Genomic DNA, 20,873 nt, shown 5'->3' on the forward strand with positions numbered 1-20,873 from the left:
GGTTCAACAGAGTGCGGGCCCAAAGGTCAAGCGGAATCGCCCGTCATTTCGTCACGTACTGGTCTTCTTTGCCCCAATTCGGTGTTCTTCAACCTGTTTCCCGTCCAATTTTGGGTACACCATCCAGTTTGTTGCGATATGACGCGATCCAGTCTTTGGTTTTTTCGAAAGGCATGGGTTTGCCGATACCAAAGCCCTGAACGTGATCACAGCCTAGTTGTGCCATGAGTGCATGCTCGCCCGGGGTTTCGACGCCTTCTGCCAGCGTTTCCAGATCCAAGCGTTCAGCCATGGTCAGAATGGCGCTGGCAAGCTGCTGTTGGCTGGGGTCTTGATCGGCCTTTGTGACAAAGGATCGGTCAATCTTAATGCGTGATACGTGGAACCGCTTTATGGACGCGATTGATGCATGGCCGGTTCCAAAGTCGTCCAAATCAATGCAGCACCCCATTGCGGCAAGCCCGGTGACGTTGCGGGTGATGACATCGTCTGGTCGACGAGAGAAAACCGTTTCAAGCACTTCGACAGCCAGCCTGTCGGGCGTCAGGTCAAATTGATCCAGCTCCCATTTCAAGCGGTCGATCAAGCCCGGGTCCCGCAATTCGTCGGAAGAAAAATTGACCCCAATACGCGGTATGTGAAAACTGGACTGACCCCAGTTGCGCATAGCTGAAAAAGCATAATGCCGCACGGTTTGCCCTAACCGACCCATCAGATCGGCGTGTTCGGCAAATGGCAGAAAGACGTTTGGTCCCAGAATCCCCTTTTGGGGATGCTCCCACCGGGCCAACGCTTCGAAACCGGTAACGCGCCCGGTGTCGGTCGAAATTTGTGGCTGAAACCATGGGCGAATTTCGCCGCTGTCTAAGGCGGTTTCAAATTCTTTGCGCAGATTGGTGCGCACCAGAGCACGGCGGCGGGTCGCGGACGAAAAGGCGCGTATCGTGGATGGCCCGTTTTGTTGTGCCTCAAGCAAGGCATTGTTTGCGGCGTCACGCCAGTCAATGGCCGATCCTTCAGGGAAGCTACTGCTTAAGCAGAACCCGATGGAACATGACATATAAACGCCTGTACCATTTAGCATGATAGGTTCTTCGATGGCCGATTGCATTCGGCCTGACATCTGGATGCAGGTCTCAAGGTCCAGTTGTCGCTCAGGGCGCAGGACCACCATCATCTTGTTTTCGCCAATGTGCGTTGCACAGTCGCTGGTGCGGATCATGGACATGACACGCGCATAAAATTGCTGCGCGACATGGTTCGCTGCGGCCTGCCCGTGAAGATCGAGCAACGCTGTGTAATCATCCAGAACCACCGCAAAACACGCAGAATCTTCACCTGTTCGACGGGTTTCGGCAAACACCTCGGTCAGCGCGGATGAGAAGTGATCGTTTGACAAAAGCCCAGTTGCAGACCTGCGTCGAGGACTGGACCGGGTGTTCGAAAACGCACCGAGCCCGGCGATGGCCAGAGGCAGGCCCAATGCCATCAAAACCAAGGCGTGTTCACCCCCAAGCCAGAATGCGCCCAGACTGAGTGCCGGAATAAACGCAAGTGCAGCTGGGCCGTTCAGAATGGGTTTCAAGGATTGAATGAAACGGTCGAAGGTAGAGTGGTTCCGCATCGTGCTTTGGGCCTTGGGCATGAATGACACGCCGCCGAGCCTAGGGAACCAGTCTGAGTCAGTCGTTAACGCAGCTGCGGAATTCCATCCGAGATAGTGGTTTTTTCGTCAGAATTTATTGAAAGGTTAATGAAATCAAATAGTTTTGCGTCCAAAAGATGCGAAGGACGCGCATTTGTTAACGCGCGGAACATGACCTGACGCCGACCGGGACTGTTCTTCTCCCACTGATCGAGAATCTGTTTCACCTGTTGGCGCTGTAGCCCGTCCTGACTGCCGCACAGGTCGCAGGGAATGATCGGGTATTGCATTGCGTTGGCGAATTTCTTGCAATCGGCTTCCGCGACATGGGCTAGCGGGCGGAAGACGAACAGATCGCCCTCTTCATTCACCAGCTTTGGCGGCATGGTGGCCAATCGGCCGCCATGGAAGAGGTTCATGAAGAATGTCTCAAGAATGTCGTCGCGATGATGGCCCAGTACGACAGCGGAACACCCTTCTTCCCGCGCGATGCGATACAGGTTGCCGCGGCGCAGGCGTGAGCACAGCGCGCAATAGGTGCGTCCCTGCGGAACCTTGTCCATCACAACGGAATACGTGTCCTGATACTCGATCCGGTGTGGCACATTCATGCGATCCAAAAACTCTGGCAGAACCGTGGCGGGAAAGCCGGGTTGGCCTTGATCCAGATTGCAAGCCAGCAGATCGACGGGCAGCAAGCCGCGCCATTTGAGTTCGTAAAGAACGGCAAGCAGCGTGTAACTGTCCTTACCGCCCGACAGGCAGACCAACCAGCGCGGGGGTTTGCCGTCTTTGTCATGTACGGACGGGTCCACCATCCCGTATTGCTCGATCGCTTCACGGGTTTGGCGCACGATGCGTTTGCGCAACTTCTTGAACTCGGTGGTCGAAGGCGCGCCAGCAAACAGCGGGTGGATATCGTCTGCATCATCAAACATGCGCTGCCCCTACAGCAGAAGGCGCAACCGGGCAAGTGGCGGATCAGCCGAGGCGGGCCAGCAATGCGTCAGTGTCCAACCCGGCAACTGCGCCAGCGGTGCGACCACTCTGCGCGTTCAAACGCGTGGCAATGAAGCCGTCCGCGACGGGACCCGGTGCGTGACGCAGCAGTTGCGCTGCCGTCAACAGCAAGGCCGTGCGTTCAACGTACCAACGCGCCTCAGCTTCGGGCGGTAGCCCAGGCCAGCGGCTGCGATGTGCGGTCAGAGCTGCATCATAGCCCTTGTCGACGCCTATCGCAGTGTCCAGTTCTGCCTGCAAAGCCTCGGCAGCTAAAGGTTCACGTGCCAGAGTCCGCAGGATATCCAGGCAAATTACGTTACCTGACCCTTCCCAAATGCTGTTCAGAGGTGCCTCGCGGTAGATCAACGGCAACGGTGTGTCTTCGACATATCCCATGCCGCCCAGCACCTCCATCGCCTCGACGACAACGACAGGGCAGCGTTTGTTGTTGAGAAACTTGGCCAAAGCGACAGCGATCCGAGCAAAGGCTTTGTCTTCGGGTCGTTTGCCGTCAAAGGCTTTGGCGACGCGCATCCCCAGGGTCAGTGCGCCTTCCCAGTCGAGTACAAGATCAGCCAGCACGGCGCGCATCAGCGGTTGATCAATCAATCGCCGTTGAAAAGCGCTGCGATGCGTCACCCAGTGATGCGCTTCGTTAAGCGCGGCACGCATAAGGCTCGCCGGAGCCATTGCAGTATCGAGCCTCGTGTGGTGCACCATTTCCAAAATGGTGCGGATGCCCGCACCTTCATCACCCATTTGATAGGCCAGAGCGTCGTGGTATTCGATTTCCGCCGACGCGTTGGATTTGTTGCCCAGCTTGTCTTTCAACCGCATCAGATGGATCGCATTGCGTTCCCCCTCCAGCCATCGGGGCACCAGAAAACACGTCAACCCGCCGGGGGCTTGCGCGAGGGTCAGAAACCCGTCTGACATCGGAGCCGAGCAGAACCATTTGTGCCCACGCAGCCGCCAATGATCCCCGTCGCGTATCGCGATGGTCGTATTGGCCCGCACATCCGAGCCGCCCTGTTTTTCGGTCATGGCCATGCCCAACGTTGCGCTGGACTTTTCGGTGATGGGGCGTGTTGAAGGGTCGTAGTGCCGCGCGGTCAACCGTGGAGCCCAGACAGAAGCGATTTGCTCGTTGACGGCGAGTGCTGGAACCGCCGCATAGGTCATTGTCAAAGGGCAACAGTGCCCGGGTTCGACCAGTCCAGCCAAATACACCATCGCCGCGTGGGTCGCATGGCCGCCGGGCTGTCCGTCCCAGGCCAGAGCCGCGTATCCGGCGGATTGGCTTATCTGCATCATCTGGTGATACGTAGGGTGAAACCGCACTTCATCCAAACGTCGGCCGCCCTGATCAAAAAGCCAGAGTTCAGGGGGGTGCCGGTTGGCATCGCGCCCCAAGCCCCGCGTTTTTTCGGTTCCCAGCGATTTTCCGTAAGCCGCCAAGTCCGCACCGCGCGCACCCGCTGCGTTCGCGACGCTTTGCAAGACCGGGTCAGACGACCAGAGATCGGTATCACCGCGCACAGGCGGCTGATTCAGGACATCGTGGGTCGGCAGAGTATGGCGCGCGTGGGATGGCATCCTGACCTCGGGTTGTACGGATTCAACTGTTCCGGCACGGGGCGCAGCGGTCAAGTCTGACGAGAGGTCAGCATGACTGGTCGTGATGTTCGCAGTCGGGCACGGGATCGTAGCCATCGCCCCCCCATGGGTGGCAACGACAAATTCGCCGAGCCGCCAAATAGGATCCTTTGACCGCCCCGTGTTTCTCTAACGCTTCAAGCGCATAGGCTGAACATGTTGGCTGGTAACGGCAGTTAAACCCGACCCAAGGGCTGAAGATCAGCCGGTATGCCCGAACGGGCAGGGCGACGATATGGGATAGAAGGGTCATTTGCCCGAAGCATGCACCTTGCGCAATGCATAGCGCAAGTCGCCCAACAGGGCGTCGTAGGGGCGGTTGGCCGTGACCTCGGCGCGGCCGATCAGAACGTAATCCCACCCATCGCGGCCCGCCTCGGGCAAAATGGCCCGTGCAGCTTCGCGCAGACGGCGCTTTGCGCGGTTGCGCGCGACAGCGTTGCCCACTTTCTTCGAGCAGGTAAAACCCACGCGAATGCCACAGGCTTCGTCGGGCGCACGCTTGCGGGCCTGGACCATCATGGAAGATGTGCCTTGCCGCCGCGCTCGTGCAGCTTTCAGGAAGTCTGATCGATTTTTGAGAACCGTCAAAGAGACCGGCGCACAAACGGACGCCGCCGGGGGCATGTTCCCGGGGTGGTGTTTACCATCCACAGGGGCCTCCGGCGGCGTCATGTTCATAACCTGATCGGTGAGCGGTTTACGCGCTCAGCGATTTGCGGCCGCGTGCGCGGCGTGCGTTCAGGATCTTGCGGCCGGCCTTGGTGGCCATGCGCGCGCGGAAACCGTGGCGGCGTTTGCGAACCAGGTTCGAAGGCTGATAGGTGCGTTTCATCGCTCCGTCTCCAATCTATAGCGGTCGGGTGCGGCGCGGATTCGCCTGGCCCTAGTGTTCGAAGCCCGTCCTCTACTGCTAAGCGGGGGGTAAGTCAAACCCCAACAACCGGGTTTTCGCGCCTTTTGCAACAATTCTGTAACCGCAAAGGCGAAAAGATTTCAAAACACCCAAATATCGAAGGAATCTCTCACATTCGGGGCCACAAAGATCAAGGCCCCGTGATCCCCCTGTTGCTGGACCGCCCGGCAGCGCATCTTGAGCACAAGATGAAGCAGAAAGAACCGGAAAACCTTATGTCCGAAACAAGCCAGGCGCCACGCAGCGGGTTTGCGCGCCATATTCCATTGCTGGTTATCCTTGGTGTTGCCGTCGCGGGGTTTTTCACGCTTGGCGATTATCTGAGCTTTGAAACCCTGCGAGACAATCGCGAGGCTTTGCTGGCTTGGCGGGACGGTCACTATTGGGTCATGGCGGCTGCCTTTGTCGCCATTTACATCGTCATTGTGGCGTTCTCGTTGCCGGGGGCTGCGGTGGCGTCGATGACGGGTGGGTTCCTGTTTGGCCTGTTTGCGGGCACGGTTTTCAACGTTGTGGCAGCGACCATCGGAGCCTCGGCGATTTTTCTGGCTGCACGCTGGGGGTTGGGTGAGTCGCTGACCGCCCGGTTGGAATCCTCGGAAGGGACGGTCAAGAAACTGAAAGACGGTCTACGCGAGAACGAGATCTCGGTCCTGTTCCTGTTGCGGTTGGTGCCGGTTGTTCCGTTCTTTGTGGCCAATCTGGTGCCTGCTTTGGTTGGCGTAAAGTTCCGCAACTTCCTGATCACCACGGCGCTGGGCATTATTCCGGGCGGGATAGTCTACACTTGGATTGGTGTCGGGCTTGGTGGTGTGTTCGACCGCGGTGAAACTCCGGATGTGTCGTTATTGTGGGAGCCGTTCGTGATCGGGCCCATTATCGGCTTGTGCGTTCTGGCCGCTTTGCCCATCGTTATCAAAGCCTTGCGTGCAAAAAAGGACAGTTGAGCCATGACCGAACTGAAAACAGACCTCCTGGTCATTGGGGCCGGGTCGGGCGGGCTGTCGGTTGCAGCTGGGGCCAGTCAGATGGGCGCGGATGTGGTCCTGCTGGAAGGGCACAAGATGGGCGGAGATTGCCTGAACTTCGGCTGCGTCCCATCCAAAGCGCTGATCGCAAGCGGGAAGGCCGCTTATGGTCAGGCGCATTCCGCAGCATTCGGGATCGCGGATGCGGCCCCTCAGATCGATTATGCGGCGGCCAAGGATCATGTGCATAACGTCATCGCCCAGATCGAACCGATGGACAGCCAGGAACGGTTCGAAGGATTTGGCGTCAAGGTGATCCGCGAATACGGCACCTTTATCTCTTCCAACCAAGTGCAGGCCGGGGATTACGTGATCTCTGCGCGCCGAATCGTGATTGCGACCGGGTCATCGCCCTTGGTGCCGCCAATCCCGGGGTTGGACACGGTTCCTTACTATACGAATGAAACCATTTTCGACCTGCGCGAGCGACCGGATCACCTGCTGATCATTGGCGGCGGCCCAATCGGTATGGAAATGGCGCAGGCCCATCAACGGCTCGGTAGTCAGGTCACGGTCATCGAAGGTCAGAAGGCGTTGGGCAAAGACGACCCCGAAGCCGCCTCGCTGGTGTTGGAGACGTTGCGAAATGAGGGCGTCGACATCCACGAAAACGCTATGGTGGCGCAAATCCGAGGCAGCGAAGGTGCAGTAGAGGTCGTGACCGAAAACGGTGAGATTCACCGGGGCACCCATCTTTTAATTGCGGCCGGACGTAAGGCCAATGTTGAAAGCCTGAACCTGGAGGTGGCAGGAATTGAGCGCACCCGGACCGGCATCAAAACCGATGAAGCCCTGAGGACGACAAACCGCAAGGTCTATGCCATCGGTGATGTTGCGGGTGGGCTGCAGTTTACCCATGTGGCGGGGTATCATGCGGGTATCATTATTCGCTCGGCGTTGTTTGGCCTGCCGTCCAAAGCCAAAACCTCGCATATCCCCTGGGCGACCTATACCGATCCGGAACTGGCGCAGGTCGGCCTGACCGAAGCACAGGCCCGCGACCAGCATGGTGAAAAATTGGAAGTTGCCCGCTTTGACTATCACCACAACGACCGGGCGATATCCGAACGTAAAACAAAGGGCTTCATCAAAGTCATGGTTGTAAAAGGTCGACCTGTCGGGGCGACAATTGTGGGCTATCAGGCAGGCGAGTTGATCAACTTGTGGTCGCTGGCATTGGCCAATAACCTGAAGATGGGGCAGATCGCCGCGATGGTTTCGCCTTATCCGACGATCGGAGAGCTTAACAAACGCGTGGCGGGTGCTTATTTCACGCCAAGGCTGTTTGAGAATCAGACAGTTAAACGAGTGGTCAGGTTCGTCCAGCGCTGGATTCCCTGACCTGAGGAGGGGCGCATTTTGAATTCGCTGTCGGGCCGATTTCTGATCCTGACGACGGTCTTCGTCATGTTGGCCGAAATCCTGATTTTTGTCCCGTCTATCGCTCGGTTCCGTGAGGATTTCCTGCTGAACCGTCTGGAGCGTGCCCAGATTGCCTCGCTCGCATTGCTGGCAGACGATATGCTGGCCGAGGACCTCGAGGCGGAACTGCTGGCGAATGCCGGTGTCTATAACGTCGTGTTGCGTCGTGACGAAGTTCGGCAGCTTATGTTGTCATCACCGATTCCGGAATCGATCACCCAGACATATGATCTGCGCGATGCGGGCCCTTGGGTTCTGATCCGCGATGCCATGAGCCGGATTTTCAAGCCCGAAAACGAGATCATTCGAGTTATTGGAGAACCCGTCAAAGGCGCGGGGCTCTTGATCGAGGTCACCATGGACAGCGCCCCATTGCGTATGGCGATGGTGGACTACGGACTGCGCATTTTGGGTCTGTCTTTTGTCATTTCGATCATCACCGCTTCACTGTTGTTTCTTGCAGTGCGTGTGGTTCTTGTTCGTCCGATCAAAAGTGTTGTGGGCTACATGCAACGCTATGCCAGCGCACCCGAAGACGCGCGGGGCATTATCTCGCCAAACTCGAAAGTTACGGAACTGCGCGAGGCCGAAGAGGCTTTGAAAATGCTGCAGACGGATCTGACACAGGCGTTGCGACAGCGTGAAAGACTTGCACAACTGGGTGGGGCGGTTGCCAAAGTCAGTCACGATCTGCGCAATATCTTAACGTCGGCACAGCTGTTCACCGACAGGATCGAATCCAGCGACGATCCCTTGGTTCGTCGGATGGCTCCGAAATTGGTGAACTCCATCACCCGCGCTGTGTCGCTGTGCGAAAGCACGCTGGCCTTTGGACGCGCGGAAGAACCCGCGCCCACCTTGACGATGGTTCCTGTACGGGCGCTGGCTGCAGATGTGGCAGCCAGTGAGCAGCTTGCTGTCGCTGATGCCTGCGTTGAAATCGTAAACGAAGTGCCAGAAGACCTGATTGTCCGCGCAGATCCCGAACAATTGTTCCGGGTCATCATGAACCTCGTACGCAACGCGCGTCAGGCACTGGTCGCATCTGCCAAACCTGGGCGTGTAACAATTGCTGGCTGCGAAAATGGAGATACGTGGTGCATTGAAATCCGCGATACAGGCCCGGGGCTTCCACCAAAAGCGCGCGAGAACCTGTTCACACCATTCCAGGGCGGAGTTCGAAAGGGCGGTTCGGGTTTGGGGTTGGCCATTTCTCAGGAACTTGTGCGCGGACATGGTGGGGACCTGAGTTTGAAACACACCGGACCCGAAGGAACAGTGTTTGAAATTAGCCTTCCACGTGGCGACATGACTTTTTGAAAAATTTTTGAAGAATCGACTTGCACGTCTGAGGCGGCAGGTCTAAACACCGCTTCACCAACGCGGACCGATAGCTCAGCTGGATAGAGTACTTGACTACGAATCAAGGGGTCGGGGGTTCGAATCCTCCTCGGTCCGCCACTTTCCTTTGAATTCATTGGAAAAAATGGCGGTTTTTACCAGCTACCCGCCAACATACCCGCCGACTTTCAATTGGCCTATTCGGTTAGAACACCTCATGTCTTTGGCCGTGATGTCTATTTCCAGGCCTGCAAGCGCTCAGGGACAGTTCTAATATAGGTTTTTACCCAGTTCTGACATTGAGAATTAGATAGTTTCTGCGAGCTCTGGGGCAAATTATCGACGGGAACGGTCATTGCACTTAAACCTAACCGAAGAAGATGGAATTGTTCCCGTACGAACCGAAGTATGTAGATGGGCCACATAGCTGTAGTTAGCTGCGATTACGCAAGAAGTCTCTATTGACCTAATTGACTGACGTAGATTCGATACCACAAAGCGAACACGAGCCTATACGCTAGTTACCCGAGCAGTCCGGAAGGCGGCAACGCTATCCTCATTGGACAGCTAATCACATGGTAGACTTGCGAAGAATTTCGGCGAGCGAGATTACGTCATCATGGGAGACTTCAATGCAGTTTACGGACAATGCACCGGCAATTTCCATGGCGCGTTTGCGGGATCGCTCTTGGTGCCGGTAAAGAACTTCTGCTGGACAAACGGGCCGGTTGCGATCCTTGTCATTTTCGCGATTGCTTAGAATGGTGACTGGCTCTGCTTCAAGATGAACCATCATATTTATACCCAATTTCTCAAATACGGCGGTTGGGATATCTTGGGTGCCATTTGAATTATCAATTATGACGTGACCGTCCATAATGACAAATCTCGCTTCTGGATCGCGCGCTTGCGTAAATCCGTGAATCAAAAGTCTCTGATTTTCATCCAGATCTGATATCCGCAGTTTGTCCCTGTCCGCACGAGAGGCCTCTCGTGCCTTCGAGATAAGGCTGCCACCGGTTAAATGTTGAAACGATATGTGATCCTGCAGCTTCCGTAAGAAAGTGGTCTTGCCAACGCCCGAAATTCCAGTGAAGGCGATGATGCTTTGCGTCATACTGCAAACTCCAAGTTTGACCTTTCGACCAATTCAGTCAGAAGATCGTGTCGCAACTCATATACCGACTGCGGAGGATGACCATTGACAATTCCCATCGTTACAAGCTCAGCAAGAGAGACGGGCGGTTCAATATATGAGACCAGCAGGAAGTTAATGACCTTGACCGGCCGCCTAGTCGAGGCGGACCATGCGTCAAGTTCTTCTTCACTGTAGACTGACCTGCCACCTGTCAAATGCATTAGGTCCTTTGTCGACCGCGCAAGCGTAACGCTCTCAAGGACACCAAGTGCCGTGACGGCTTGCGATGGTTTTTCTTTTGATAATCCCTTGTAGAAGAAAAGGAGCGATCCGGGAGGGCCCAGGTTCGATGACGCACGACACAAGTATACCTTGCGAATGGTGTTTCCTGGTCGAGTAGGGACACTTGCACGAGACGCGTCAGCAAACAAATCGGGCTGTCTTGGGTTCCAAAGATCAGGATAAAGCGTGTCGTGATATCCCTCCTTGATCGGAATACCAAACCCTCGCGTATCGGAGGTAAACAGAAATCGAGGGTAATTCTCGCGAGCCAGATCAAATTCTGGGACATTTTCGACTCGTGAGAGAGAATGGGGGGCGAATGCTCGCTCATAGATATGCTCACCGTCGCCATTTGTGCCTGCATTCTCAAATCCGTAGTATTCGAGCAACTCCATCAGTGAGGCTTGGTCATCGTATGTTGTGAGATATGCTAGATCATATCCATTCGTCTGAGCATACCAAAGTACCTGTTTCAGCAAAAGTTCACCAAGTTTTACACCTCGGCTCTCTGGGGCGACTTTGAAGGTACAAACCTTTAGAATTTTCTGCGCCGGAGTAACGGCATCAGTGTCACCAGCGGTTTCATCTTTTCGGACGACCAAACCTGCAAGAATTCCGTTGTCGTACACTACCCAACAGGCTCGATGTTGTTTGACACACTTCTCGCGCCACCAAGCATCAAACTTTGGGTATCCATCCCGAAGGCTGTCGAAAAACCGATCTCGGTGATCGATTTCATGCGCGTTCACTTCGGCGACATGTCTGATTGGAACCGCTTTAGGTTCATATGTCTGTACGAGGAGCTCGATTGCGTCGCCGACGAAAAGGACTCGACGACCGAGCTCCGCTGAACGTTTTTGAGCGCGCTGGTGTAAACCTTTGTCTTGTGTGACCAGAAAGTCGACCGCTCCACTTTCTAAAGCGTGGAGTAATGTCGCATCCACTACGTCATTCGCTTTCTTCAGCGGGCCAAACGATGTGTCGAGTTCCCCGACTGTGAGCCCCCGACGCCTCTTCAAAACACGGTATTTAGCGACTTTGCTTAAAGAAATTCGTTGACGTTCAGCATCCTTGTCTCTTGCAATATCGTCTTTTGCGGCTTCGTGAACATAAATGTCGACCTTATGCGCTGAGGCCAGATTGAGAAATCTAGCGTATGCTGTCTCGACCTTACGATAATCCTCCAGCCCGATCAGAATATTCGTATCAATGAGATACGATTGCTGGCTCATTTTGAAGGGCCTTTCGCAGATCACGCTTAGCGTAAAGGAAGGATTGGGGGGGTTCGAAACCAAACTTCGAGCGAAGTTCGCTAAGCGGCAAGGGTCTTGAGAAGGTTTTCACGTCGCCAATTACCAGCGCGAAACCATGATCCAAACCATCAAAATACTTGTCGAACTGGTCGCGTTGAATGTACGCGGTACTCTCAAACTCGGTCCAAATTTGTTCGACGGGAAGCTTCAAAACATCTCGGATTGCCGCCGTACCAACCATCGCTTTAACCGGTGAGGTAGAATAGATGTAAGCTAACGTACCGTTAGGGGCTGACACTGGAAACCGGCGACGTAGCTCAACCGTCTTCCTGCCTTCAAGAATCTTTTCAGTATAGACGGGCTTAATTGAAAGAACGACATCCCGTTGAGGCTTGAAAGGCTCATCACCAAGAAGAGGCAGGACTAGTTGATCATCATGTCCTTGTTCGACATCGAACGCTTCACGGAGCATCATGGACAACGGAGCGTCAGACGGAAAGTGCGCAGTCAAACGCAAAGACGCTCCAAGCGCTTCGATATATCTTTTAACGGTTCTCAGGTAGATCTCACCACCTTGCTCGATTTTCGAGACTGCTGCTTGCTGAACGTTCATACGTTCTGCAATTTCGCATTGTGTAAGTCCTGCTAGCAGCCGTAGCCGCCGTAATTCTGGCCCCACCATTGGTTCTTCTTCACCAGAAGTGACTGCCGTTGCCTCAACAATCTTTCCAGTTAACTTGCCCATGCTCGCCTCACTTTTTTAGTACACTTACAAGCCAAGCATATTCCTCGCAAGGAATATCGAGGCCCAACCGAATTCAGGGCCTGGTTGCTTTATGTAGCAATCTTCACGCATGCTTTCGTCAGACTTACAACCGATTTGAGTTTTGGTCATAGCGTATAGCTACCAAGAGTGATGGACCGCCAAGCAAAAAAGTACTGAATTCCGTTGACTTTAGAAGTACCTCTACGCCATTTGGTTGTGCTGGCGCGCGCTCCACTACCATATCGAGCATTGGGAAAAAAATGGTCAAAAGAGTATTGAAAGAGAAAGAACTTGGGCAAGTCGATATTAACGCCCCATTCTTCGAAAGCCTCAAGGCCGCGTACGGCGGATTTGAAAAATGGTTTGCGTCTAAGGCAGACGAGACCGCCTACATTTTGGAGGACGAAGCCTCGGGGTCTATCGAAGGCATGCTTTATGTAAAAACAGAGGATGGTCCCATTACCGACGTTGATCCGCAACTCGGCGCAGGTAAATGGTTAAAGGTTGGAACGTTAAAAATTAATGCTGCTGGAACCAAAGCCGGAGAACGCGTGATCAAAAAAGCTTTCGATCGCGCTATCTCAGAGAAGTGCGTTGGGATCTATGTAACAGTTTTCCCTGTTCACGAGAACTTAATCGAATTACTTGAGAGATATGGTTTTGCTTTTCATGGAACGAAGACAACCCAAAGCGGTGTCGAGAGTGTGTACTCCAAGGACCTGACTGCTGAATCGGAAGATTTTCGAAAAAACTATCCGCGTTTCTCCATGGAAGGTTGTCGATACTGGCTGCTAGCCGTCTATCCCGAGTATCACACAAAGCTCCTTCCAGATTCTAAGCTCGCTACAGACCCAGTGGACATCGTGAAAGACGTGTCTCATTCCAACACCATTGAAAAGATTTATGTTGGTAAACTTGCTCTAAGCCGAATTTCACCTGGAGACTTGGTGGTGATTTATAGAACTAGCGACAAGAAAGGACCCGCGTATTACCGGTCCGTAGCTACGTCCCTATGCGTTGCACTGGAAAGCAAGAAAAGAAAAGACTTCTCGTCAGAGGCAGACTTTATCAAATACTGTAGCAAGCATAGCGTGTTCGATGATGCCGAACTCCAAACGCACTATCGGAGCAGTGCAAGAATCTCTACGGTACGTCTCCTTTACAATGCCGCGTTTCGTAAACGGTTAATCCGAAAAAGTCTCCTAGAGGACGTCGGGATCTCAGAGCAACCCAGGTGGGACCTAAGAGAACTAACGGAAGAACAAATAGTTTCGCTTCTTGATTTGGCGGAGGTGGATGCCGGTCTAATCATTGATTGACTTCGTATCCGAACAACAGGGAGCTTTCTGCCCCACGCTAGTTTTTACGGTCAGGTGCCGTCCTGTTGTATCGAATGTTCAGTTCTGAGACCTGCGCCGCAGAATCCCTGACAACTGACAACGGCGACATTGGGCTCTTACCCCGGTTAACAAAAGAGTCCAATTTCCCTTACACTGTGCTCCTTTCCAATGTTGGAAGCTCATATGTCCGTAAGTTTCGACTGCGGCCGTTCAAGTTGCTGTTTTAGAAATTCATTAGTCTCTTTGTTCGCCAAAAACTTGGGTTCGTTGATGTCAAGAATCTCAACATCATCGACTGGAGCTGAGTTTTGAATGACCCGACTAACAATCTGCTGATCCCCGGACCGAAGCGTTACCTGAACCACCAGTGCCCAGCTATTCAAGCCCCCTAAGAAATAGCGGCCAGGCTCAGTCACTTCGCCCTTGAGGCGGTCTTTGAAACTTCCAACAACATTGACAATAGAGGATGAACTGTTTCCCCAAACGCGATGAATGAGTAGTCGGTCATTCATGTATCTAGAGAAGATTGCCAGTGTCGGGTCCTTGGAGCCGGTTCTTTCCAGTTCATCCAAATCGTAGTAGCAGACGACATAAGGTACTCGATGAAACAGTTGGTCCTTGACTATAGTAACTTCATACCAGCCACCTGAACGGTAAGGGTCATACACATACGCACCCACTTCGCCGTTGTATAGGCGGATGAGTAGGTCAGATGTTTCGTCATCGATTATTCCCTCGCCTTCGATTGTCTCAGTGAAGGTTCTGTCAGCAGGATGATTTCGTGGATCGGCAATGTAAGCGCCACTTCCAGCAATCCAATTCATTGTGTTGCCTTGCGAAACATGCTCCCCATGATGGCCGAAGAACTCCATTCGCCCGGAATTTATCCTGACAATACTGAAAGCCACCGCGTCGAGGTCTTTGGTTGAAAACTCAAGGGCTAGCAATCTTTCGATCTCCTCAAAGGGAGCTTTGATATGTGGCTTCAAAAATTTGTAGATGGAACGGGCAACAACCATTTGTCCTGCCCATTGAAAAAGGCATCTTCGATTAAACAGGATTGTTTTTTGCGTATGGCCGGAAGTCGAATAGTTGGTTTCGTCAATTCGACCTTCTGCGATAAGCCACATTGATTCTTTTTCTAGAGAAGGTTGATCCTTACTCAGCATGATATCAGAGACCATGACCGCGCCTTCTGGTGTGATTTTTGTGCGGATTAATGTCATTCTGTGACTTTCAGTTGGTGCGGTCCGATGGAAATCGCACGAGCAAACACCATAGCCGGGCCAGCGACGGCCTGGGGCTCATCTACGCTTACAATATCTCGCTCTTTTGAGCCTTGATTTAGCTGCTGGAGTCTCCAGTTCCTTGTAACGCCCGCCTGAATAGCGCGCGCAGTCCAGTGCGTGTCCAGCGGCGATTACGGCCGCTCCGATGTCTTGACCATTCACGTAGCAGATACCCACCCATCGATCATGAGTGCGATCCCCATTGAGATCACATGAAACGGTTTTCCCTCGGAGGTAGTTGACCATCCAGCGCTTTGCGTCCTGCCCTGATCTGGTGCTTAGCTCGGGTGCATCGACACCGTTCAAACGGACCGGAGTGCCGTTGACAACAATCGTGTCAGCGTCTCTCACATAAACGCCGTCAGCGTGGGCGACGGTGGCACAGGCTGTGATTACAAGGGATAGGATGTATTTCATGAACAACAGGCCCTTGAGCTTCGCTCCAACAAAGACCTGGGTAGCTGACGCCTCTACAACTGTCCATTTGCTCTGAACGAATATTCTTCTTTTTTTCCAATGATGACGTGGTCATGGATGAGAATACCTAAGGTATCGCAGGCCTCTCTCACACGTTCAGTCGTGCTAATGTCAGCCTGGCTTGGAGTAGGATCGCCAGAAGGATGGTTGTGAACCATGATGAGCGAGCTTGCATTGAGCTCTAAACCGCGCTTGACGATCTCTCTCGGGTAAACCGGCACATGATCAACTGTCCCACGTGCTTGTTCTTCATCAGCGATCAGAACGTTCTTTCTATCCAAATATAGGATGCGGAATTGCTCCGTTTCTCGATGTGCCATTGCTGTACGGCAGTAGTTCACCAATTCATCCCAGGAAGAAAGAACATCGCGGGCGACGAGCTTGGCCTGAGCCATTCTGTGCCCAAAGGCCTCGACAACTCGGAGGTGGTAATAAACCCATTCGTTAGTCCCATCCACCTGAAGCACACGATGCTTTGACGCTGCAATAACACCGTTCAAGTCTCCAAATTCCGCTAGTAAACGTTTTGCCAGCGGCTTGACATCGATCCTAGGGATTGCGTTGAACAATAAGAGTTCCAGAAGTTCGTACTCGGGCATAGGTTCATGACCGCCCTTGAGAAATCGCTGCCGTAAACGCTCTCTATGACCCCAATAGTGGGGTCTCTTCGCGCCGTCGTCACCCTTCACCAAACCGCCTCCTGCCGCGTACTTAGGGGACAAACGGTCGCGATTGACATACGCGGGCGAATACGCAGGCTCAATTATTGCGTCAGGCGGCGGTGTCCGTGCATCAAGATCCTCCAGCCCGCGAAGTGCGTCCTCCGAAAACCCAGTCAAATCGTCTCGTTTGTAGGATGCGCGTTTATTCTTTTTCTTACTGCCCAGTGCGCTCTTTAGTTGGCCCAGCAATTGGCTTGTCATCTCCGAACCTATCTCATGCTTACACAGCCGCCAGATTGGTGAATTGATGGTTAACGGCTGGTAAACCGTCGGCGAATACAATCATCCTGGCGCAACTTAGTTGCACATCCAATCTCGACACTCAATTTTTGAGCTGTCAAAACTCATCGCACATCGAAAAGGAAGGAATGTTAGTGACTTGGGGATTTGAAGTTGGCCGGACATACAACCGGCGCCAGGACATCCACGCTAAATACTCTGGCCAACAACAGGGTGGCATCATCACCCCTAAGGAACACAACCTGATCGTAATCGTAACGGCGAAAGAAGGAGGTCATCACGGTTACGAGGATGGCCTGCGATCAGATGGGGTTTTCGAGTACTTCGGGGAAGGGCAAATTGGCGATATGATTATGGCCAAAGGCAACAAAGCCATCCGCGATCACGCTGCGAATGGAAAAGACCTTCTACTGTTCCAGAAACAGAAAAGCGGTCTCCGGTTCGAAGGCCAATACTTAGTAGAAGGTGTGTTGGAGCGACAAGCTCCAGACAGCCTAGGTGACATGAGAAAGGCGTATGTGTTTGAACTCCGCCCACTCGGAGCCGTTCAAGCACAGATAGCCGAAGCGCCAATCGATACAAGCTCCGTTGACCTTTTCACGTTGCGAGAGCGGGCAATGGCCGCAGCTGTAAACCAACCGAGCAAGGGGCGATCATCCTCGGGCACCGTTTTCGAACGGAGCAAAGCCGTCCGGGACTACGTTTTGGCGCGTGCTACAGGCAAGTGTGAAGACTGTGGTGATCCCGCGCCATTCCAAACATCTAGTGGCGCTCCATTTTTGGAAGTGCACCATATTCGTAGACTTAGCGACGGTGGTCCCGATGATCCGCGTTACATGATTGGGTTGTGCCCAAACTGCCATCGCAGAGCTCACTACGGTTCCGATGCAAAAATGCGTAACCAAGAAATGCTGCACTTCGTCAAAACTCTCGAACAGGTGTTTGTTTAAGAGAACACCCTCAGATTTTGACGAAGATCTCGCGCACTCGGTCAATTGAAAGTTTGGCCTCATCGCGGTGTTTTTGGATGCGTACTCACCAGGTGGCTCCAAGGCCTTTGATAGGGGAGTGGCATTGCGAGTCATTCTTGGGTCGCTGCGGGCCTGTACTTTGAGGGAAAAGTTATTTATCGCGAAAAAGCTTATAGTTTTCATGGCGCTGGAAAAAAACATGACCCAGAAATGCACTTGATTTGCTTGTGCCGCCGAGTGACGGCCGCGCCGAAATAGCAGCCCATTCAAGGAAAACTCGTTTCAAAAAGCACCCAATGATCAACTCGAATTTTCATAGGATTCACCGATGACAGACTTGCTTCCAAAGCTGATTAAGAGCGCTTCGGGAACGCTGGCTCAACTGACCAAAATTAGGTGTGTAGAAAGCTACCCACTACCTTCGACCTGCGAATCAAAGAACCTCTTCTCTTGGCCTAACTCAAGGTATCTTGACGGAGAGAGCGCATCTTTTCTTGAAGGTAGAAGCGTCCGGATGCGAGACTATTATGTAAAGTCATTTTCGGTTCCATACAGTTTGTATGGGAAAATGAAAAAAGTTGATGATCCTAATGTGGAAGCAATCAAGCTGACCAGAACACTGTTAGATGTGTTTCAAATAGTTGCCGGGGGCAAGCCTGTTACAGACATTACAGCAGTATGGGACACTTCAGAGCACCCAAATCGTACTGTTCCTGCTTCCATGTCAGATACTCAGGGCCTGAGAGAATTCGGGATACATCAGGACAGCTTCCTAGTCTTCCACCGTGAAGGCGTGAAATATGACATTAAGCTACGCCCGTTCGCATTCCGTGTTGTGCTGCAGGAAAAACCAGAGCTCAGGGATTTTGCGATTTCTCAGAATGATCTGAGGAATTTTGTCAGCAACAAGGTGGATAGTAGGGGGCGAAAGAACCGGAATATTGTTTTTCAAGCGCATAGAGAACACTTGCAGGATGTGGTACACCAGACAAATGATGCTGTCGAAAAGCTTGTCGGCGACAATTATCTGGTGAGTGAAATCAAGAAGTCTTATCGTGCCCAGTAGAGGCATTTTGTGGGACATATTTTGCATTGTCGTAAAGACCGTAGGCCTGAAGAAACCGGTGTTTGTCCGCTTCTGCCGCTAGCGCGGTATTCAACGCGCTAAGCTGTGCAGATGTGTCGGTGCTGGTTGCAGCAATCCTCATGCATTCCGCTCTGACCGCGTGATAAAAGGCGAGTGTCTCGCCCACCAAAGCTGCGACGTCCACTTGCTTTGCTTCCGTTACAAGGCGATCTGTCAGCTTGTCAAAGAGGCGCTGGGCGTGCTTGGAGGATATTCCCAGTAACGCTCCGATTTGCCCAAGAGGTGCACCCCGTAGCGACATGCGGTGGACAACAACCAATCTAAACTCGGTAACGTATTCGACGTCACGGCATTCGACTTTCGAAGTTTCTTCTTCGGATACGTGTTCAATGCCGTTTGCACCCGGGTTCAAAACGGAACGTGAAAAACTTGCGGCCATCCGTCTGGGGTGACCGGCAGCGTGGGGAAATGCATGGTCCAAGCGAATTTGGCGATCTTCCCGAACGGCTGCTTCGATTTCTCTGTCTATGCGGTCTAACGCTTCCGGTGACCGTTGCGGATACTGCCTGACGGAACGTTGTATTTGCTTGCGTACATGCTGCATCCGCCGACCTTCTGTGAAACCGCCCTTTGGTGTTTTCCTGTGAGGGATTTGACCTGAGGTTTGGTCTTGTTCTTGGCTTGTGTTGCCCATGTCGTTTCTCTCTTTAGCCAGTGTATGTCAGATAGGATTTCGCCTTTGAGCCGCGCTCAGAATTGCACCCGGGTTCAAATGTCTAAGTCCAAACGGGCGATGATCCAGCCCAATGCGAAGAACGCCGGATAGAACAACAACCAACCCCCATAAGTCAGGTAATAGACGAGCGATTTTTCATTCCGGTGGATAAGCGACAACATCGCGTCTTCATCGCCGTCGAGCGCTTCGCAGTATGTGCGCGGAATGATGATCTTGCTGTATGCGGCATGGCCGACCAGCAAATACGAAACTGTGGCAATCGCTATCAAGGTATTCATGGTTTTCTCCGAATTTGTTGGTTGCTTTGATGGAATTTTGAACCCGGGTGCAAATCGGGCGCTTTCTCTGACAGGTTTTCCTAGTTGGATGGAAACTCATTGTCGGCAGTGCAGGCGTAAACGGCACGTGGGAGATGGCGATTAGATGTGCGGCAAACTCTGCAGCAGGGAGCGCGAGAAATTGAGCGGTTCTTGATGCAGACATTGCAGCAGATTGGCGCGAACCTTGGAAATTCTGCTGCAAACTTTGCGGCAAGGGTGCAGCAGACTTAGCAGCAGGTTTCTGAATTACTCGCCTCGAAACCTAAGCACATTGGACGCTTCAGTATTCGCGCTCCGGAACCGTGTAGCGTCCCCGCGAGCATGACCCGGTCTTTTGCTGTTTTTGTATTCAATGACTTCGTAGTCATTGTCCTTCTCCCAAAATCGTGGGTCGTAAGTTGGTGCTTTTGGTTTGCCGAGATGTTCAGTCGGTAGCATCGTCAATCGCCATTCCGGGGACAACGCGCTACCTTCAATACCCTTCCTGTGCCGTCTTGTGCACACGATCCACCCCTTTGCCTGCAAATCTGCTAATGCCGTAGCTGCTGTTTTTGGAGTAACGCCCATTTCTGCCGCTAGTGTCCGCGTGGATAGCGCAACAATCCCGTTGTTGTTGAATTTCAGCTTCTTGCCTTCATAGCGACATCGAACTTTGAGATGCATGTACGCTGCTTGTGCCGAGGAACTCAGGGCTTTCCACGCGGGTAGCTTGGCTTCATGCGGGTGCCACTTCGCAAATTGATGATTCCGGTTCTCATTCCTTTTGTCACGCCCCATCTGGATGCTCCTGACCGAGATATGTTGAAGGCGCGATAGACGGTTGCGTAGGATTTCCAAATCGTAGGTTTGCGTTCTTGGAATTTAAAGTGGAGTGGTCAAAAGCGACCAACACAGTGCCTGTTTTAGCATGCCACAGGCGTGCAAGCGCCTCGCGGGTCATGAAGTACCCTATTGCCTTCCATCGTGTTCCAGCACGCTCGTTTTGGGGTGATACGCGTCTTTGGATGATCCACTGAACTCTGTCGGAGCATTCAATGATCCGAAACTTACCAAATCGCGTTATCTCGAATGCATAGTGTTCACTACTTTCGGCAAATCCATAACGTGAGGGCGCAGGAATTCTTCCTGTGAACCCGGGTGCAATCTCTGTTTTCATTTGTGGGGCCTTTGGGCTTTGTCCATTGGCCGGGAAGAAAATATGTTCTGTCAGCTACAACGGAACGGCCTCTTCCCGGACAACCG

Annotated in this window: 21 protein-coding genes and 1 tRNA gene; 7 read left to right on the forward strand and 15 right to left on the reverse strand. The window is 53.0% G+C overall.

All coding sequences use genetic code 11. The features are described 5' to 3' along the window. Nucleotides 1–88 precede the first annotated feature (88 nt). From ACR0EV_RS20425 to rpmH, 6 genes are all read right to left on the reverse strand, one after another. On the reverse strand, nucleotides 89–1,645 hold the full coding sequence (locus tag ACR0EV_RS20425; RefSeq protein ID WP_480801779.1) for a putative bifunctional diguanylate cyclase/phosphodiesterase: 1,557 nt from the start codon (nucleotides 1,643–1,645) through the stop codon (nucleotides 89–91). Nucleotides 1,646–1,689: 44 nt separating this feature from the next. Next, nucleotides 1,690–2,583 carry a tRNA 2-thiocytidine(32) synthetase TtcA gene (gene ttcA, locus ACR0EV_RS20430; RefSeq protein WP_480801780.1) on the reverse strand — a complete coding sequence of 298 codons (894 nt, stop codon included), beginning with the start codon at nucleotides 2,581–2,583 and terminating at the stop codon, nucleotides 1,690–1,692. A 43-nt stretch (nucleotides 2,584–2,626) separates the two neighbouring features. Continuing rightward, the gene (locus tag ACR0EV_RS20435) at nucleotides 2,627–4,243 is read right to left on the reverse strand and encodes an acyl-CoA dehydrogenase family protein (protein WP_480801891.1); all 1,617 of its coding nucleotides are present in this window, start codon (nucleotides 4,241–4,243) and stop codon (nucleotides 2,627–2,629) included. A 67-nt stretch (nucleotides 4,244–4,310) separates the two neighbouring features. Next, nucleotides 4,311–4,556 carry a membrane protein insertion efficiency factor YidD gene (gene yidD / locus ACR0EV_RS20440; protein ID WP_480801781.1) on the reverse strand — a complete coding sequence of 82 codons (246 nt, stop codon included), beginning with the start codon at nucleotides 4,554–4,556 and terminating at the stop codon, nucleotides 4,311–4,313. Beyond that, a complete protein-coding gene (gene rnpA, locus ACR0EV_RS20445; protein WP_171672764.1) occupies nucleotides 4,553–4,978 on the reverse strand; it encodes a ribonuclease P protein component in 426 nt (141 codons plus the stop codon). Before rnpA ends, yidD begins: the two co-directional genes overlap by 4 nt. 25 nt (nucleotides 4,979–5,003) lie before the next feature. After that, on the reverse strand, nucleotides 5,004–5,138 hold the full coding sequence (gene rpmH / locus ACR0EV_RS20450) for a 50S ribosomal protein L34 (RefSeq protein WP_005980833.1): 135 nt from the start codon (nucleotides 5,136–5,138) through the stop codon (nucleotides 5,004–5,006). A gap of 296 nt (nucleotides 5,139–5,434) precedes the next feature. On the opposite strand from rpmH, the gene ACR0EV_RS20455 reads away from it, so the two are divergent. From ACR0EV_RS20455 to ACR0EV_RS20470, 4 genes are all read left to right on the forward strand, one after another. Next, nucleotides 5,435–6,166, forward strand: coding sequence for a TVP38/TMEM64 family protein (locus ACR0EV_RS20455; RefSeq protein WP_480801892.1), 732 nt, complete (start codon nucleotides 5,435–5,437; stop codon nucleotides 6,164–6,166). Between the two features lie 3 nt (nucleotides 6,167–6,169). After that, the gene (locus ACR0EV_RS20460) at nucleotides 6,170–7,588 is read left to right on the forward strand and encodes a dihydrolipoyl dehydrogenase family protein (protein ID WP_480801782.1); all 1,419 of its coding nucleotides are present in this window, start codon (nucleotides 6,170–6,172) and stop codon (nucleotides 7,586–7,588) included. 15 nt (nucleotides 7,589–7,603) lie between these two features. Then, a complete protein-coding gene (locus ACR0EV_RS20465; protein WP_480801893.1) occupies nucleotides 7,604–8,989 on the forward strand; it encodes a sensor histidine kinase in 1,386 nt (461 codons plus the stop codon). Nucleotides 8,990–9,053: 64 nt separating this feature from the next. After that, a tRNA-Arg gene (locus ACR0EV_RS20470) sits at nucleotides 9,054–9,130 on the forward strand. A gap of 451 nt (nucleotides 9,131–9,581) precedes the next feature. Here ACR0EV_RS20470 and ACR0EV_RS20475 read toward each other — a convergent pair. The 3 genes from ACR0EV_RS20475 to ACR0EV_RS20485 are packed head-to-tail and all read right to left on the reverse strand — an operon-like array spanning nucleotide 9,582 to nucleotide 12,428. Continuing rightward, nucleotides 9,582–10,127 (reverse strand): ATP-binding protein, encoded by a 546-nt coding sequence (locus ACR0EV_RS20475; protein ID WP_480801783.1) that lies wholly within the window; start codon nucleotides 10,125–10,127, stop codon nucleotides 9,582–9,584. Then, nucleotides 10,124–11,662: a GNAT family N-acetyltransferase gene (locus tag ACR0EV_RS20480; RefSeq protein WP_480801784.1), complete on the reverse strand. Its 1,539-nt coding sequence runs from the start codon at nucleotides 11,660–11,662 to the stop codon at nucleotides 10,124–10,126. Before ACR0EV_RS20480 ends, ACR0EV_RS20475 begins: the two co-directional genes overlap by 4 nt. After that, the gene (locus tag ACR0EV_RS20485; RefSeq protein WP_480801785.1) at nucleotides 11,637–12,428 is read right to left on the reverse strand and encodes a helix-turn-helix domain-containing protein; all 792 of its coding nucleotides are present in this window, start codon (nucleotides 12,426–12,428) and stop codon (nucleotides 11,637–11,639) included. The genes ACR0EV_RS20480 and ACR0EV_RS20485 overlap by 26 nt, the downstream gene beginning before the upstream one ends. A 281-nt stretch (nucleotides 12,429–12,709) precedes the next feature. Between ACR0EV_RS20485 and ACR0EV_RS20490 the strand changes: the two genes are divergently transcribed. Next, entirely contained in the window at nucleotides 12,710–13,768 is a 1,059-nt protein-coding gene (locus tag ACR0EV_RS20490) for a hypothetical protein (RefSeq protein ID WP_480801786.1), read from the forward strand. Nucleotides 13,769–13,968: 200 nt separating this feature from the next. Here ACR0EV_RS20490 and ACR0EV_RS20495 read toward each other — a convergent pair whose 3' ends face one another. From ACR0EV_RS20495 to radC, 3 genes are all read right to left on the reverse strand, one after another. After that, the gene (locus tag ACR0EV_RS20495) at nucleotides 13,969–15,015 is read right to left on the reverse strand and encodes a hypothetical protein (RefSeq protein ID WP_480801787.1); all 1,047 of its coding nucleotides are present in this window, start codon (nucleotides 15,013–15,015) and stop codon (nucleotides 13,969–13,971) included. 78 nt (nucleotides 15,016–15,093) lie between these two features. Continuing rightward, a complete protein-coding gene (locus tag ACR0EV_RS20500; protein WP_480801788.1) occupies nucleotides 15,094–15,495 on the reverse strand; it encodes a thermonuclease family protein in 402 nt (133 codons plus the stop codon). A 53-nt stretch (nucleotides 15,496–15,548) separates the two neighbouring features. Beyond that, complete coding sequence (gene radC / locus ACR0EV_RS20505; RefSeq protein WP_480801789.1) at nucleotides 15,549–16,478, reverse strand: RadC family protein; 930 nt, start codon at nucleotides 16,476–16,478, stop codon at nucleotides 15,549–15,551. Nucleotides 16,479–16,651: 173 nt separating this feature from the next. On the opposite strand from radC, the gene ACR0EV_RS20510 reads away from it, so the two are divergent. Then, nucleotides 16,652–17,467 carry an HNH endonuclease gene (locus tag ACR0EV_RS20510; protein ID WP_480801790.1) on the forward strand — a complete coding sequence of 272 codons (816 nt, stop codon included), beginning with the start codon at nucleotides 16,652–16,654 and terminating at the stop codon, nucleotides 17,465–17,467. Nucleotides 17,468–17,816: 349 nt separating this feature from the next. Continuing rightward, a complete protein-coding gene (locus ACR0EV_RS20515; protein ID WP_480801791.1) occupies nucleotides 17,817–18,554 on the forward strand; it encodes a hypothetical protein in 738 nt (245 codons plus the stop codon). Here the strand turns inward: ACR0EV_RS20515 and ACR0EV_RS20520 are convergent. The 3 genes from ACR0EV_RS20520 to ACR0EV_RS20530 form a co-directional block, all read right to left on the reverse strand. Continuing rightward, nucleotides 18,529–19,269 (reverse strand): hypothetical protein, encoded by a 741-nt coding sequence (locus tag ACR0EV_RS20520; RefSeq protein WP_480801792.1) that lies wholly within the window; start codon nucleotides 19,267–19,269, stop codon nucleotides 18,529–18,531. The two genes, ACR0EV_RS20515 and ACR0EV_RS20520, sit on opposite strands and share 26 nt — an antisense overlap. 74 nt (nucleotides 19,270–19,343) lie before the next feature. After that, nucleotides 19,344–19,589 carry a hypothetical protein gene (locus ACR0EV_RS20525; RefSeq protein WP_480801793.1) on the reverse strand — a complete coding sequence of 82 codons (246 nt, stop codon included), beginning with the start codon at nucleotides 19,587–19,589 and terminating at the stop codon, nucleotides 19,344–19,346. A 288-nt stretch (nucleotides 19,590–19,877) separates the two neighbouring features. Continuing rightward, on the reverse strand, nucleotides 19,878–20,408 hold the full coding sequence (locus ACR0EV_RS20530; protein ID WP_480801794.1) for a hypothetical protein: 531 nt from the start codon (nucleotides 20,406–20,408) through the stop codon (nucleotides 19,878–19,880). Nucleotides 20,409–20,873: the final 465 nt, after the last annotated feature.

It is taken from the genome of Ruegeria sp. CF8, from assembly GCF_056537285.1.